Raw genomic sequence first — 15115 nt, 5'->3', positions numbered from 1 at the left:
AGTCTCACAAATCATGATCGATTGGTTGGTTCTAGGTTTTAGCGACTAGATCAAGCTAAGATTGGATCTCCTTTGACCAAATCTTGGTTATAACGCGCGATTTTCTTTTGGAGACGTTCCTGACAAGCTTGCATCTCTGCAATTTTTTTTGCCAATTGTTCACTTTCTTCCATAAGAAGATCCCTACGAGCAAGGATTGTTTCATCACCGGCGCTATATAAACGAATATATTCAGTCAAAGATTCGATCGATAACCCCGCACTACGCATACATAAGGTGAAATCGACCCAACGTAAGTCTTCTTCAGTATAATCCCGGATACCTCCGTTTGTTCGGTTCACCGGTGGGATCAAACCGATTCGTTCATAGTAGCGTAACGTATCCGCAGAGATTCCTTTTTCTTCACTCACTTGTTTGATGTTCATCCATTCCTACCTCCCAAACGTCTATAAACTTATTTTACCTTAGAACAGGCGGCAGTCACAATTTTTTTAGCGAACCAACTGACTATATTTCACTATCTAACATAGTTTGTTTGTGTAAAGAGGCCAGCGCATGAGCCACCGTAAGATGTTGTTCTGTCTTTTGTTTTTCCCAAAGATGTTGCAATTGCTTTTCCACTTCTGGTTGTAACGAGGTGTAAATAATCGTTTGTTCTTTTATAGCAGCTTTTTCTTGAAATTCTTCAAATAAACTTTGCGCCGTCAAATCAATACTTGGCACCCCGCGCATTGAAAAAATGATTCCTTCTTTATCTGCTAATTCTGTTAACGTCGCTTTCAATCGTTCGGCGGACATGAAGAATAAAGGACCACTGATATAAACAACTGCCCAATTATCCAACTTTTTCGTTTCCGGCAAACTCATTCGCTGCCAGTCGATTTCCTCTACTGAAATCGTGATGGCTGCACTCTTAACAATAAAAAATACACACCCACTGATAATTCCTATAACGATCGCAATACTAAGATCAAAAATCACTGTACACCCCATCGTCAAGAAAAATAGAAGAAGCGCTGACCAGTATCTTTTAGCGAATAGTTCTTTGATTGTTTCCCATTCATTCATACGCCAAGCAGTGACGATCAATACGCCTGCTAATGCTGGCATCGGAATGTTCGACATGATTGGTGCAAAAATAAGCATGGATAGAAACAATACGATTGCATGGATCATTCCAGCTACTCTGGTTTGAGCACCGGATTTGATTGCGACACTCGTTCGAGCAATGGCTGCTGTAGCTGGAATCCCACCAAAAAATGGTAACAGTAGATTACCAATTCCTTGTGCTACTAACTCTTGATTACTATCTAACTGACGATTCGCCATTCGGCCTGCCGAGGCACCACACAACAAACTTTCGATCATACCTAACAGTGCAATACTGATTGCTGGTACAATCACTGTTTGGATCGCTGACAAACTAAAATCACCAAGTACCAAACGGTTACTACTGATCAATGTTTGGGGAATTTCCCCTACGGTCGCAATTGGCCAATCAACGATCATCATCAACGTAGTTGTGAGGATGATTGCCAACAATGAGCTTGGTATCTTTTGCCCCCATTTTTTAGGATAGATCAGCATCCCAATAATGACCAAACTTCCCATTAAAATCGTTGGCAAAGAAATTTCAAAGCCTAAGTTTTGATAACTAGCCAATTTTTCCATCACATTGGCCCCTTCTGAATGAACACCGAATAAATTATCGATCTGACCTAAAGCAATAATGATTGCAATACCAGAGGTAAACCCTGTGATGACAGGTGCAGGGATAAATGAAGTCAGCGTTCCTAATCGCAAGACACCCGCAGCAAATAAAAGAACTCCAGCCAAAAAAGTAGCCAGCAAGACACCTTGCATTCCTTGTTTTGCGGCAATCGACATCAAAATTGCTGCCATCGCGCCAGTGGGACCAGAAATCTGATAGAACCCACCAGATAAACCACCAATGACTAGACCAGCAATTACAGCAGTGATCAGACCAGCAGCTGCATCTGCCCCACTTGAAACACCGAAGGCTAAAGCGAGTGGTAAAGCAACCGCCGCGACTGTAATACCTGCCAATAAATCTTTTTGAAATACCGAAAGATTATAACCAGAAAATTCTTTTTTCAATAAACCAATATAATTCTTTAACAACACTACTACCCCATTTTCATAAAAAATTGATGAAATGCACGTTACAGGATAGCATATTTTGTTGATTAAAGTAAGTTTTTTCACAAACTTTCATAATTTTTTCAGCTGTTTTTCCATTATATCCTAAAAGAATAACGTAATGAGTGCAATCGCTGCTAACCCACCTTGTTTGACGATGATCAAGCGATCACTAGTCAAGCTACCATAAGCAGCTACAAGCAAAATATAGATCAGCAATAGCCCCGTGATTTCTTTTGGTGCATTTGAAAAATAAGCGCCGTACACCAATGCCACACCAAGTAAACCATTATAGATCCCCTGATTCTTAAATAAAGTCTGTACTGACTGACGTTGTAATTCTTCCTTCGGCATGTTGAATACTCGACTAGTTGTGGCAGATTCCGTCGCAAAAGTTTCAATATACATGATATAAAGAAATTCCAAGGCAACAAGTGTAACTAAAATTTGAGATAATAATGTCATCTATTTTCTTCCTTTCTAAAACCGGTGATTGATCGTTTTTTTAGCTGGATCATTGCTGTGATTGACCAAACGAAAACGATCTCTCTTTGATTATAAAGGAACTGTTGTTTTTTTTCTGCAACTTACTCTTACAAATCAAGCGTATAAAAATACAAATAAACGCCGACTCATCACTGAGTCAACGTTATACGTCGTCTAATCACTAGAGTTTTCGATCATAAGGTGGTGCTTAGTAAGTAACAGGTCATTGATTCTCCTCCACCTAGATCGATTGGTTGGCGACCAAAAATGGTGAATCCTTTTTTTAAGTAAAATTGGTAGTTGCAGTTAGAGTCTGTATAGAGAAATATTCGCTTATTTTTATAACGTTTCTCTATTTCTTCTAACAAGCGTGAGCCAATCCGCTTACCTTTCAATGTGGGATCAACGGCAAAATAAGTGACTTCGCCTTCTGGATGATTAGATGCAAATTCATGATACATTGTTTGATTGGCTTGATCATAAATACCTATTGCATCTTGATAGCCGGTCAATCCCATCAATTTTTCCACTACGTTGATAAACAGGCGTCTTCCCCATGAAACAGATACTTTCGTTTCCCCATCGAAGCGAGCAAAAAGAAAGCCGACAAATTGACCGTCTAGATACGCACCTAATGTGACGGTTGATTTCATCAATGCGCCTGTAAATGCATACTGACGATAGAGATAAAGTGCAATAGGATTTTCTGTATAGCTCGAAAAATTCATCCCTTGTGCTGCAAATTCACTTGCTTTGTTTAAGTCTTTTCTATCAATTGAACGAATCGTTAATTTTTCCATATCCATCTACTCCTTTTGAAACAAAACTTTCTTTCTTTACGTAACTTTATTATAATTACTTAAAAAGTGACTTCCTATAGGCAATGATTCAACATCTGTCCAATAATGAACACTTAGAAAGATACTGTCTAAAAAAGGAGATACAAATGGATCGTCGAAGCAAAAGAACGAAGTACGCAATCAAACAAGCCTTTTTAGATTTAACGAAAGAAAAACCCATCAATAAAATCACGATTGCGGAGCTTTCACAACAAGCAGATATCGGGAGAGGGACGTTTTATACTCACTATGAGGATATCTATGATTTGCGTTCAAAAATCATTGAAGAATCGATTTGTACACTGACAGATATCTTCGATCAAACTTACCCCAACAAAGAGCAATATGACTTTCGCCGATTCGTCCATACTTTAGTCAATCATGTAGATGAGAACAAAGCTGTTTTTCACTTTTTCTTCAATGATTTCATGGATGATGAACTCTCTGTCCAACTTACGCAGATCCTGATAAAAAGAATCATGGACGAAGAACAATTAGATATGAAAGATATCAAAATTAAAGTAGAGGTTCTTTTTTCTATTTCCGGCACTACCAGTGTCCTGACTGAGTGGATCAATGGAAATCTAAACGTGGAGAAAGAAGAATTGATTGCTATTTTAGATGACATCATCACACGGTTTTAATAAAAAAGAAGAACGACTATGCAACGACAATATCGTTGCTAGTGTTCTTCTTTTTTTCGTAAGTGATATCCTTACTCGAGTTGCATCAAAAATTCTCTTTGTTCATCACCTAAAGGGATGATTTTTTTGATGATTCGAAACCGCCAATGTTTACTGCCAGTGGAAAAACGCCAGATAACTGATAAACCGCCACCTAATGTTACTTGTTCCTCTTCGATCGCTGTGCGTTCATACGTGAGATGATCAATAACCTTCGTTTGAAAAAAATTCAAAAATAAAATCGTCACTTTGGTCTCATCGATCAATAAAATCACTTTACTACTGATACTGTCCAAACTCTGAGATTCCGCTAAACAGCGAAGCATTCCTGATGTTCGATACGGACTTGTTAAACGATCCATCCATTTTTTGGTGATTAACATAAGCGCTCCCCTTTATCCTCTCTTGAAATACACCCATTCGATTTTCGATCTAAGGAACATCAGTCCTTATTAATCGTCCAGTTGATGTTGTTACTTTATTTTATCATAGATATCTACTTTCCCTATATTGATCCAAATGAAAAAACTTCAAAAAAAATAGGTAATGATTAAAAAGATCTTTTTTTCCTTTTGATAAGCAAATTATTCTATTGTCAAAAAAGGCTAATTTACTGAGTACTCGTATTCATTCCATTTTTATCTACTTATGATGTCTCTAATCAAACGCTAAAAATGACAGCAAATTATTTCTCGATATTCCATCTCAATGTTACAATCGCCCTTTGTTGATTTTATTTATAGGAGGAGTTATTTAATGTTCGCAATGTTTAAAACTGTCAAATTCAATCTGTGGCGGTCACTCTTAGCACTCATTATTTTAATTTTTGCTGATTGGGGAATGATGACATCTTATCCGATCTTCTCAGGTAGGTTAGATTGGACCTTTTTACCTATAGGGGGAGCGCTTGCTTTAATCATACTGATTGGTTGGAACAACACAAACACTTTATTCAAAAAACTCAATAAGAGAGATTGGCGTTGGATTGCTTTTATCCTTATCCTTGGTTCACTACTTTCAGATATTTTTATCTTGACTGGAAAACTGCTGAATCAAACCATGGCCGCAAATGCTGGTGGAGATAACTGGTACGAAGGGTTAAACGTTGGTGGAATAATTCTATATTTATCACAGCTTAGCGTGAGCCTGATTGGAGAAGAACTTTATATTGCTGCGATTTTTGTTTTGATCTTTCTTTTACTTTCTACATTTATGCGTACTAAATTTTCTATTTGGGGCGCTAGTACGATTTATCTATTGGTTTTTGGTCTCAGCCATTATGCCGTATACGATGGAAATCTCTATCAATGTATTTTTGTTATTGGTTTGGCTCATGCCCCTTCTCTCTATGCCTGGTTAAAAACACAAAACTTATTGATCCCTATGCTTGCGCATATCTTATATGATTTGATTTTACTTTTTATCATTTTACTTTTTGGAATTTGAACCATCGATTGTTTATCCGATCAAGTTAACACCCTCAACGCTCAGCGATGAATCAATCTTATTTAGCACAAGAGACAAAAAAACCGCTAGAAACAAAAGTTTCTAACGGTTTTTTACGTCACAGGAGGGATTCGAACCCCCGACCGTCCGCTTAGAAGGCGGATGCTCTATCCAGCTGAGCTACTATGACAGCTTTAGCGGAACAAAAATAATTATAGATAAATTGAAAGCTTATGTCAATACAAAATAGTTATTTTATGAAACAAAAATTTTTATCGTACTTTTTTCTTACAGATTTTACTATAAAAATACAGCCACGATTTTCATATTATAATTTTTTGCTACGATCGACTTGTCATTTTAACATAGAACATGAAAGTCTGTTTCGTTCAACATAGTAAGGCAGAACTTGATTGGATAGATTTCCTACTTTCAACTTCTGCCTTGCTATCAATGAAATTGACTTAGCTACTCGCTTAGCTTAGCTAGCATTCTTTTGAATCTTTACTAAAAAATCTGGCAATTATAAGTCGATTGTTTCTGCCTCTTTCGTGATCAAAATCACACCATCACCCAAAGGTAACAACGTAGAGGTCAAATCCGGATGTTCCATGACCACGCGTAGAAATTCATTCAATTTACGATGGATCGCTCGTTTTCCTCTTGGGATCTCTTCATCTGACAGAAGAATCGTCCCTCCTTGAAAAATATCATCAACCATCAAGACGCCGCCTTTTTTCAATACACGAAGGCATTCAGGCAAGAATTCGATATATTTTGATTTTGCACTATCCATAAATATAAAGTCATACGGACCTGTCAATGTTGGCAAAATATCAGCCGCTTGGCCTTCTAATAATGTCACTCGATCCGTCATCTCTAAACGCTCATACGTTGCTTTCGCTTTTCTGATCATCACGTCAAAGCGATCGATCGTCGTCACATGACCTTCTTTTCCAATGACTTGTGCCATCAAACTAGAGGAAAAACCAATCGCAGCTCCAATTTCAAGCACTTCTTTTGGTTTGATCTGTCCTAATAAAAACTGCAAAAAGACGACCGTCTCATGAGGAATGATCGGCACTTCCGCCGCATGTGCTTCCTCTTCAACTTTCCCCAATTCTCCAGTTAACTGTTTTTGTTTTGTCCGCATAAAATCCAATAACTCTTCTTTTACAACGGGACGATGCATCATTTCATTACGCATACTTCCCCTCCTCTTCCAAACATTATACGAAGAAACCTATCTTTCGACAAGAGGGAGAAGCTGGTAAATAAAAATATGATTATTACATGTCAGAAAAAAAATCAGTTTCTTTCTCTCGACGTTGTTTCAGCTCAAGGTAGGTATGCCAAGCTGTAATGGAGGACAAGCACACAGCGATTCCTAGGAATACCCATTTCATCCAATTGAACGCATGCCGTGAGAACAATAACCCTATGTACGGGATCTTGAATATAGGCGTGCCAATAATATTACGATCTCGTACTGCTTCAACTTCGATTTGCGTTTTTCCATCAGCTTTCGTGTAAAAATACTGGTGTTGATCTTCAATAGCAACGACCCTTCTTGTCACGATATGTTTACCTGAATTTTCATAGTAGGTGATCACATCTCCAACTAAAATCGTATCTGTCTTTCTTTTCTGTACATAGATCAGACTTCCTTCTGCATAAGACGATGCCATCGCTTGATCATCAATGATATGCGGTGTCAGCCCAAATACTCGAGGGAGTAGCACGACACACAAAATGATTGCTAAAAGAACCACTAACGAAATCGAACTGAAAAAAGTTATTTTTTTATAGATAGGCACATTGAACCTCCTTAAAAAACATTTTATTAAATCTATAATATAATAACGAAATTTTTTTGACAATATTAATACTCAGTTTGAGGATTCTCTATAAAAAAATAAACAAGCAAACAAAAAAAACGATAAAAATAGCTAAAAATTGACTGTTAAATGAAAAAAGTTTACTCTGGAATTAGATAATTGATTAAAGGAGATTTGTCTATGGTTCTTTTTAATAACAGACTTAATAAAATTATACCATTCTCTATGAAAATCAAATGGAGCGTACTTATTATATTTGCATCGTTATTTATAATAAGTATCGCTTATTTTTTTCATTACCTCTTCACGCCAATCGACAATAAACAAATGTCTCAGATTGATGATTCATGGGTCTATTATTCCGAGCACGATCCTTATTTTCAGTTCGACAGTAACCATATCGACTACATGCCGTCCATCGACAAGAATGAACCATTTATAATGGAAACTACTCTACATAAAGAATTGGCGGATGCCAATCTCTTGATCAAAGGCAATCATCAATGGTTAAGTGTCTCATTAGATGACACGCTACTCTACAGTCGCTCCAAAGAAAGCGCACGAAACAATCCTGGATTGTCTTTATCGATCATCGATCTACCAGAGCCCTATGTAGGCAAGACGTTGAAAATCGTTGTTTCCTCGCCTTATCAAAATTATGCTGGTCTAACACCCAAAGTTTATTTGGGGACCACCAGTCCAATGATCAGCTTCATTTTTTCACAATCGATCCCACAAGTCATCGCGATGATCTTGGCTTTCGTTATCGCCATCGGATTGTTGATCTGGACTAGCTATATTCTCTACAGGCATAATAGATTAGATCGTTCATTATTGATTTTGAGCCTATTTTCTTTCGTGCTTGGATTTGAATCGATTTCGGAAGATATCTTGAGCGGTGTTCTTTTTGAACCAATCGTACATTCGATTTTTTCACACTTATTTGCAATCTTGACTTCTATACTGATTATTTTTTACTATCAGTCCAAAATGACAAACTATCAGAAATGGTATGGTTATTTCTGCTATTTCCAAACATTTGTTTTTGCCAACATCTTACTTTATGCATTATTTTCAGATTTTGAATTACCTGAATTGATGCCCTTTGCTAGTGTTGTTAGTGTTGTAAGCACTCTAGTTACTTCTATAGCAAGTATCGGTGAAGCATATAAACAAAATCGTTTTTTCACTGTATGTAGTCCTTGGATCGTTTTGATCGCTATCTTTCATTGTATGTTTTATATTCAAACTGCCTTAGGGATTGGGCATTCGATCATCAACTGGTCCACGCTCTTATTTGCGATTCTCCTGATTGTTATTGTCGGGTACAATATCATGGAGAATATCATGAAAATCGATAGTTATCATAAAGAACGTCTTTTCTTACAAACTAAAACAGATCTGATCGAAACACATTATGCAAAAATCCAAGCACAGATCCAACAAATCGATCAAGCAAAAAATAACTTTGTTGTACAAATGGAAGAACTGAGTCAATTGATTGATACAAATGAACAAGCCGAAGTGAAAACTTACTTAAAACGCATCGTAGACGAAACAAGACGATTGGATTTGTCTCTTTTTCCGACAGGTCACCAACTAACAAATTTGATTTTGGCTAGATATCAAGAAGTCGCTGCTAAAAAGAATATCAAGGTTGATTTTCACACCCACATCCCAGCTTCTTTACCGATCCATGATGAAGATTTCACACAATTACTCATCCATATTTTAGAGCATTCGTTTCGCGAAACACAAGCCATTGAAAATCCTTTGCATCGAGAAATCTATTTATCGATCCAAGAAATCAATTCTCACATCCAGATCCACTGTGAGCACAGTACACACTATGAGAAAAATATTTTTTCCAAACATGTGACAGAAGAATTGATACGACAGGAACAGTATGACTTGATGATGATCCAGACCACGCTCGACAAATACAGCAGCACCTTGGTCCAAGAAAAAGATAAGTGGGTCGATCGCTTAAAAATCAATATATCTCCTGGCTAAATAAAGACCTTCAAAATCAGTCAACAGACTGTTTTTGAAGGCCTTTATGTTATCTTACAGATTTGTCGGGTATGAGACATTGGTCATCTTATCCCCTAGAACCAAATAAACGGTGTTCCAGAAGCTGACCTTCAACATTAAGCTAACAAATTGTAAAATATGAAAAAAATATTTTTCAATTTTCTATCTCACTGCTCAGATCAAGTCGCTTCTGTCACAATCTCATTTAGTACAGTAGTTCCAATAAATCTTGTGCTTCGATCGCACCAAAGTATTTCTTGATATCGATGGTTTCAACTGCTTCTTGTAAGGTAGATTTGTCATATTTTAACCCTGTCAACACTTGTTCAACATCTTTGATATCTCCTAGACCAAAGAAATCGCCGAAGATTTTTACATCCTCGATTATCCCTTCTGAGACATTCAGATGTACCTCGATCGACCCAATCGAAAAGCGTTTTTGGCGTGAAAAGTTGAAATCTGGTGATTTTCCATAATTCCAATCCCAATTTCGATAATACTGCTCAGAAATTTGATTGATTTTTTCCCAATCTTTTTCTGTCAATTCATAGGTCTTTACGTCTTCTACTGAAGATACGCCGAAAATTTTCAAAAGAATGTCTTCACGAAATTCTTCGGTTGTCATCCCTTGTTTTTCCTCAGGTAAGAATGGTTTGATATTTGTAACTCGTGAACGAATCGATTTGATTCCTTTGGATTCGATTTTTTCTTTTTTCACTTTCAGCGCATTGACTACCTCATCAATGTCTGAATCGAACATGATCGTTCCATGTGCAAACATTCGACCATTTGTAGCATACATAGCATTCCCTGAAAACTTCAAGCCATCGATTACCAGGTCATTACGTCCTTTTAATTCGGCACCTGAAATACCTAATTCGTGTAACGCTTGGATGATTGGTTTAGTCACCTTCGCAAAGTCACGGAACGAATCCCCATCATCTGGCATGATGAAACTGAAATTCAAGTTACCAAAATCATGATATACTGCTCCACCACCGCTTAAACGACGTACCACATGGATGCCATGTTCTTCAACATATTCACGATTGATTTCTTCGATCGTGTTTTGATTTCGCCCAATAATGATTGACGGTTCATTGATGTAAAAAAGCAAGATTGGTTCTTCTAATGGCATCTCTTGGAGTAAAAAGGTCTCGATTGCTAAATTTACTCTTGGATCATGGTTTTCATTTGGTACAAAAATCATTCTGCTCGTCCTCCTATATATCAAACACTTTATCGACTTCAGCTAAAGCAACTTCGATTTCTTCTCCAGCCGCTTCTTTTGCTTCATTCTCTAATTGTGTTAGGTCACCGAATTGTGGCAAGTGTGTCAAAACCAGTTTTTTGACTTTTGCCGCTTTTGCGATTTCTCCAGATTCTTTTGAAGTGAAATGCGCTTTGTGTCGCTCATTTCCTGCAAAAAGATACGTGTCTGCCAAAAAGAGATCCGCCTCTTTAGCGAAGGGAATAAAACTCTCTAAATAGCCAGAATCTCCTGTAAAAACAAGTACTTTTCCGGTGGCTCTTTCGACAATACGCATGGCATAACAAACCACTGGATGAATCGTTTCCAAGAACGTGATCGAAAATGGTCCGACTTCAAGTTCTTGGGTTGGATCATATGCCACTCCTTGGGACACTCCTGGCATCGTCAATTGTTCAAAATGACTGGCATCTTTCGTATGTCCATAGATTGGTAATAGCTTTTCCTGATCTCTGTTTGGATGCAATTGCCATTCATATTGCAAAACACCTAGATCTGCGATATGGTCATGATGATAATGGCTGATGATCACAGCATCTAAAGCAAGCGGATCAAGATGGTCTTCCAATTTCACAAGCGTTGCGCTCCCTGCATCAATCAACAAATTAAATTGATCAGCTTGCAACAGATAACTCGTCGTTCCTTGTTTTTTATAAGGATATGCACCTAAGCAACCTAAAACGGTTAATTTCATGACTGATTCCCCCTCAAAAACTTATGCTACCACAATTTCTTATTTTCATAAGAAAAACTGCTTATTCGAAGTGAAAGTATTCCATTGGGCTGCCTTTTTCAATACGAGCTTGTTCGTAAAATTGTGCAATCGACACATTGACATAAGCAATTACCCAAAGTAAACCAAAGAACAGCGCAATAAATCCGAGAATATACCAACCAATAAATGAAAGTTGTAGAAGAAGATAGGTCCCAATACGATCTTTCAATAAAAACCAGGCATATTTCAAACTTTGGATAACTGTCAGTTTCGGATAGTCAAACTTTGTCCAAGCAGCAAATTGGAATAATCCTGCAACGATCGTCATCACAAATAGCGACACGAAGAATAGTAAAGTTGTAAAGACTGCAAAACTCAGATCAATCGTAAAATCATTCATCATCCCTTGCGGTGACGCATTTCCATTAAAAAGTAGATTGATATACGTATTGAATCCGCCAATCAAAAAACTAGGCAAAAGTATAATACCGTTGATTAACCAATTAAATACGGTATTTAAAAGATTGATAAGCAGAATCGGTACAAAATATTCTTTTTGAAAAACAGCAAACAACAGATTGGATTTTGCTCGCCCACCTCTGACCACAACTAATGAGATATAATAGACCCCATAAGTAAACGCAAAGATCAATACGTGTTGGAGCAAAAAATTGAGTATGTTTGCCTGTGTGCTATCTGTTGGGAAGATACCTACAAAAAGCTGCTGGATGATCAACCCAATAAAGACTGAAAGGAAAATGATCCAAGCATTGATCCCCCACTGTCCTTCTAAAGATGCCCGGGCTTTTTTTCGATATTCAGAAACATTCTTCATTACTCATAACTCCTGATTTCTGCTACTTTTTCACTATCCAAACGTTTGACTACTTCAGTAACTAACTTCACTGTGTTGAAGTAATCTTCTTCATGGATGATCGATGTATGTGAATGCAGATAACGAACGGGTACCGTGATTGCAATAGATGGCACACCATTACGTGACACATGCATTTGGCCTGCATCTGTTCCCCCACCGGTGATGACAGTATATTGGAATGGAATAGCCATTTCTTCTGCCACTTGGATCACAAAATTCAATAATTTTTTATGTGGGATCATCGAAGCATCGAAAATCAAGATTTGTGGTCCTTTACCTAAAACTGAATCTGCCTCTTTCGGTGTCATCCCTGGTGTATCTCCAGCAGTACCTGTATCTAAAGCGATCGCAATGTCAGGGTCGACCAAATGAGTACTTGTGCGCGCACCTCTTAAACCAACTTCTTCTTGTACATCACTTCCAGCAAATAAGACATTCGGATGTCCTTCTTTTGCTAGATTTTCAAGTACACGTAAAGAAACAGCTGTCCCAATACGATTGTCCCATGCTTTTGCTAACAAGAATTTTCCATCATTCATTCGACGATATCCAATATAAGGAGTGACCATATCACCAGGACGAATGCCCCATTCCGTCGCTTCTTCTTTGCTTGTCGCCCCGATGTCAATAAACATATCTTTGATATCATAAGGTTTGTTACGAACTTCAGCAGTCAAGACATGTGGTGGTTTTGAACCAATCACGCCATGGATGATTTTTCCCTCTTGGGTCTTGATTTCTACTTGTTGTGCCAACATGACTTGGCCCCACCAACCACCAAGTGTTTGAAATTCAATAAATCCTTTATCTGTGATCTTTGTAACCATAAAACCAACTTCATCCATATGTCCGGAGATAAATACTTTAGGGCCCTTGCCAGAATCATGTTTTGCGATGATACTACCTAAACCATCGTAAAAAATATCATCTGTGAACTGCTCTGCATATTTTTTATAGACTTTTCGTACCTCTTCTTCATTTCCTGGTACGCCACGCGCAGTTGTTAAATCAATCAATAATTGTTCTTCATTTTTATTCAAACGCTTTCCCTCTTTTCCATACTTAATAGTAGAATTATATCATTGTTCACTGATTTTTGGGCAGCATATTTGTTTGATTTATGCAGTCATATTATAACACCAGTCTTCTTTTGAATCTGCTAACATCTAAAAAATAACCCATAACATCCTCTCTATTGGGACGTTACAGGTCATTCCTCGAATTTCTTCATTCGTCTTTTCTTTTGGTTCCAATGCATCGTTTATTTTTCTGGTAGTGTATCTGGGGTTTGAAATTGCCAATCCTTACTATAGAAAGCATCATCCATCTGATAATGAGACACAGGTTGTTTCTCTTCTAGGAAAGGTTGGATATACTGATCTGCAGTCAACCAGCCTTGCCACCCAAGATGGATCGTATCTTCCATAAAGTAGGGAACACTAGCCATTTTGGTTAGATCTGCGATGTGTTGAAATCCTTGTTTCTTTAATTGATACTTGATTTTTTTAGCAAATCCTTGCAACATTTCTTGAGACAAACCGGTATAATCACTCCACTTTTCATTCACTGGCGGAAGAATGAATAATGCTTCAGTATGTTCATTTGCTAGTTGCTGCAATAATAATTGAAAATCAGAATATTCCTTTGAGAAACGATAATCCCAGTCTTTCTGTGAGTCTTTCAACTCAGCTAAATGGTGTTTGATTCGGGTATTATAAAAATCATCTTTTAGCGCAAAAGGATTATTCTTAGTTTTACTAGCACCAATCTGCGTAGCGAGCTTATTTAGTTGTTCTTTTTCATAGCTAGTCGGTAATGGTTTAGTCGCTTGATCGATCTGTTTTTGTTTATCCGTCAAACCAATCCCACTAAATAATTCATCCTCACGCTTCAAGATGTTCCATTTATCTTCCAAGCCCGCTAATTCTTTATCATTGGGTTTGATTCCTTTTTGTACTGTACTTAAAATCCGCGTAATGTCCTCATCTTTCGAAACGATTGAAAAACTTAATAAACGTCGCGCGAAATAGCGATCTGAAGCGGTCACTTTTTTTATTGAAAACAGCCAATCCAATGTCTGTAACTCTGAATAGTGGGTACTGAAATAGTCTTCCTTCACCCCGTCTTTTACGAACCACTGAGGAGACACGATGACCACTACTTTTTTATTTCTGAGATCCTTACTAGCTGAGCGCATCATCATGAACTGGCTCAGCGATTGAGTCCCAGGGGCACCTAATAAAAATGGTTCGTAGCTCCGTTGATATTTCTGGGCTAAAACAGAAGGATGAAAAGGACTGATCCTACTCAATTCACTCGAACCAAGAAAAGGCACATACTGTTTTTCAGCAAAAGCTGTATTTTTGATTACATCCCCTCGTAAGACGTTGTCTGACATCGAACTGGCTGCTCTATGAATGATTTCTGGGTCAGCTACATTCACGCGATAAGATGAAGTGAAAAAAATCGCAATCAGTATAAACGCAAGTATCACTGGACCAAAAATCGCAAACAGCTTTTTCTTCATCATTATCCCTTCAATTCGTTGACTTGATCAATGATTTTGTTTGGTGTTGCCCATTCTTCCCGATCAAATTCTGATACAGGAACTTGTACATCAAGCTGTCCATCCAGCTCAACTAATAATTGAACAGACCCTAGTGAATCCAATAAACCTTCACCAAACAAATCGATTTCTTTATTTTCTTTCACTTCATCTGTACCTGTAATCTCTGCTAAAATCGTTAAAACTTGTTCTTCCATATCT

At 37.6% G+C, this 15115-nt stretch carries 16 protein-coding genes and 1 tRNA gene; 3 read left to right on the top strand and 14 right to left on the bottom strand.

All coding sequences use genetic code 11. From position 1 onward, the window contains the following. Nucleotides 1-50 precede the first annotated feature (50 nt). From IGJ00_RS04155 to IGJ00_RS04140, 4 genes are all read right to left on the bottom strand, one after another. Complete coding sequence (locus IGJ00_RS04155; protein WP_010736015.1) at nucleotides 51-425, bottom strand: MerR family transcriptional regulator; 375 nt, start codon at nucleotides 423-425, stop codon at nucleotides 51-53. A gap of 82 nt (nucleotides 426-507) precedes the next feature. Further along, a complete protein-coding gene (locus IGJ00_RS04150; protein ID WP_086334415.1) occupies nucleotides 508-2142 on the bottom strand; it encodes a SulP family inorganic anion transporter in 1635 nt (544 codons plus the stop codon). Nucleotides 2143-2265: 123 nt separating this feature from the next. After that, a complete protein-coding gene (locus tag IGJ00_RS04145; protein WP_071866976.1) occupies nucleotides 2266-2625 on the bottom strand; it encodes a DUF1304 domain-containing protein in 360 nt (119 codons plus the stop codon). A 215-nt stretch (nucleotides 2626-2840) separates the two neighbouring features. After that, nucleotides 2841-3446, bottom strand: coding sequence for a GNAT family N-acetyltransferase (locus IGJ00_RS04140; protein ID WP_438844144.1), 606 nt, complete (start codon nucleotides 3444-3446; stop codon nucleotides 2841-2843). A 146-nt stretch (nucleotides 3447-3592) separates the two neighbouring features. Here IGJ00_RS04140 and IGJ00_RS04135 point away from each other — a divergent pair, with 146 nt between their 5' ends. Then, on the top strand, nucleotides 3593-4129 hold the full coding sequence (locus IGJ00_RS04135; RefSeq protein WP_065096688.1) for a TetR/AcrR family transcriptional regulator: 537 nt from the start codon (nucleotides 3593-3595) through the stop codon (nucleotides 4127-4129). Nucleotides 4130-4200: 71 nt separating this feature from the next. Here the strand turns inward: IGJ00_RS04135 and IGJ00_RS04130 are convergent, their stop codons facing one another. After that, nucleotides 4201-4551, bottom strand: a complete 351-nt coding sequence (locus IGJ00_RS04130) for a hypothetical protein (RefSeq protein ID WP_065096689.1) — start codon at nucleotides 4549-4551, stop codon at nucleotides 4201-4203. A 373-nt stretch (nucleotides 4552-4924) separates the two neighbouring features. Here IGJ00_RS04130 and IGJ00_RS04125 point away from each other — a divergent pair, with 373 nt between their 5' ends. Next, a complete protein-coding gene (locus IGJ00_RS04125) occupies nucleotides 4925-5614 on the top strand; it encodes a CPBP family glutamic-type intramembrane protease (RefSeq protein WP_065096690.1) in 690 nt (229 codons plus the stop codon). A 116-nt stretch (nucleotides 5615-5730) separates the two neighbouring features. Here IGJ00_RS04125 and IGJ00_RS04120 read toward each other — a convergent pair. The 3 genes from IGJ00_RS04120 to IGJ00_RS04110 form a co-directional block, all read right to left on the bottom strand. Next, a tRNA-Arg gene (locus IGJ00_RS04120) sits at nucleotides 5731-5804 on the bottom strand. Nucleotides 5805-6137: 333 nt separating this feature from the next. Further along, entirely contained in the window at nucleotides 6138-6821 is a 684-nt protein-coding gene (locus IGJ00_RS04115) for an O-methyltransferase (protein ID WP_010736023.1), read from the bottom strand. Between the two features lie 82 nt (nucleotides 6822-6903). Then, nucleotides 6904-7431, bottom strand: coding sequence for a signal peptidase I (locus tag IGJ00_RS04110; RefSeq protein WP_023519280.1), 528 nt, complete (start codon nucleotides 7429-7431; stop codon nucleotides 6904-6906). 201 nt (nucleotides 7432-7632) lie between these two features. Between IGJ00_RS04110 and IGJ00_RS04105 the strand changes: the two genes are divergently transcribed. After that, nucleotides 7633-9465, top strand: a complete 1833-nt coding sequence (locus tag IGJ00_RS04105; RefSeq protein WP_438844143.1) for a hypothetical protein — start codon at nucleotides 7633-7635, stop codon at nucleotides 9463-9465. 226 nt (nucleotides 9466-9691) lie between these two features. On the opposite strand, the gene IGJ00_RS04100 is transcribed toward IGJ00_RS04105, so the two are convergent. The 6 genes from IGJ00_RS04100 to dltC form a co-directional block, all read right to left on the bottom strand. Continuing rightward, nucleotides 9692-10696, bottom strand: a complete 1005-nt coding sequence (locus IGJ00_RS04100; protein ID WP_019723714.1) for a lipoate--protein ligase — start codon at nucleotides 10694-10696, stop codon at nucleotides 9692-9694. A gap of 13 nt (nucleotides 10697-10709) precedes the next feature. Further along, nucleotides 10710-11450: an MBL fold metallo-hydrolase gene (locus IGJ00_RS04095; RefSeq protein WP_062805527.1), complete on the bottom strand. Its 741-nt coding sequence runs from the start codon at nucleotides 11448-11450 to the stop codon at nucleotides 10710-10712. Nucleotides 11451-11511: 61 nt separating this feature from the next. Then, entirely contained in the window at nucleotides 11512-12306 is a 795-nt protein-coding gene (locus tag IGJ00_RS04090; RefSeq protein ID WP_065096692.1) for a DUF975 family protein, read from the bottom strand. Next, a complete protein-coding gene (locus IGJ00_RS04085; protein WP_065096693.1) occupies nucleotides 12306-13388 on the bottom strand; it encodes a M42 family metallopeptidase in 1083 nt (360 codons plus the stop codon). The genes IGJ00_RS04090 and IGJ00_RS04085 overlap by 1 nt, the downstream gene beginning before the upstream one ends. Nucleotides 13389-13609: 221 nt before the next feature. Further along, on the bottom strand, nucleotides 13610-14875 hold the full coding sequence (dltD, locus tag IGJ00_RS04080; RefSeq protein ID WP_195273372.1) for a D-alanyl-lipoteichoic acid biosynthesis protein DltD: 1266 nt from the start codon (nucleotides 14873-14875) through the stop codon (nucleotides 13610-13612). A gap of 2 nt (nucleotides 14876-14877) precedes the next feature. After that, entirely contained in the window at nucleotides 14878-15111 is a 234-nt protein-coding gene (gene dltC, locus IGJ00_RS04075) for a D-alanine--poly(phosphoribitol) ligase subunit DltC (RefSeq protein WP_010736032.1), read from the bottom strand. Nucleotides 15112-15115: the final 4 nt, after the last annotated feature.

This window comes from Enterococcus sp. AZ062 (assembly GCF_051715065.1).
GTDB lineage: Bacteria > Bacillota > Bacilli > Lactobacillales > Enterococcaceae > Enterococcus_B > Enterococcus_B mundtii.
This window is presented reverse-complemented; position numbering and strand designations above follow the sequence as displayed.

Bases quoted from the DNA above. Each gene is read 5' to 3' on its own strand.
- IGJ00_RS04155 (WP_010736015.1), bottom strand. From the start codon at position 425: ATGAACATCAAACAAGTGAGTGAAGAAAAAGGAATCTCTGCGGATACG.
- IGJ00_RS04125 (WP_065096690.1), top strand. From the start codon at position 4,925: ATGTTCGCAATGTTTAAAACTGTCAAATTCAATCTGTGGCGGTCACTC.
- IGJ00_RS04145 (WP_071866976.1), bottom strand. From the start codon at position 2,625: ATGACATTATTATCTCAAATTTTAGTTACACTTGTTGCCTTGGAATTT.
- IGJ00_RS04090 (WP_065096692.1), bottom strand. From the start codon at position 12,306: ATGAAGAATGTTTCTGAATATCGAAAAAAAGCCCGGGCATCTTTAGAA.
- IGJ00_RS04130 (WP_065096689.1), bottom strand. From the start codon at position 4,551: ATGTTAATCACCAAAAAATGGATGGATCGTTTAACAAGTCCGTATCGA.
- IGJ00_RS04140 (WP_438844144.1), bottom strand. From the start codon at position 3,446: ATGGAAAAATTAACGATTCGTTCAATTGATAGAAAAGACTTAAACAAA.
- IGJ00_RS04115 (WP_010736023.1), bottom strand. From the start codon at position 6,821: ATGCGTAATGAAATGATGCATCGTCCCGTTGTAAAAGAAGAGTTATTG.
- IGJ00_RS04095 (WP_062805527.1), bottom strand. From the start codon at position 11,450: ATGAAATTAACCGTTTTAGGTTGCTTAGGTGCATATCCTTATAAAAAA.
- IGJ00_RS04105 (WP_438844143.1), top strand. From the start codon at position 7,633: ATGGTTCTTTTTAATAACAGACTTAATAAAATTATACCATTCTCTATG.
- dltD (WP_195273372.1), bottom strand. From the start codon at position 14,875: ATGAAGAAAAAGCTGTTTGCGATTTTTGGTCCAGTGATACTTGCGTTT.
- IGJ00_RS04100 (WP_019723714.1), bottom strand. From the start codon at position 10,696: ATGATTTTTGTACCAAATGAAAACCATGATCCAAGAGTAAATTTAGCA.
- dltC (WP_010736032.1), bottom strand. From the start codon at position 15,111: ATGGAAGAACAAGTTTTAACGATTTTAGCAGAGATTACAGGTACAGAT.
- IGJ00_RS04135 (WP_065096688.1), top strand. From the start codon at position 3,593: ATGGATCGTCGAAGCAAAAGAACGAAGTACGCAATCAAACAAGCCTTT.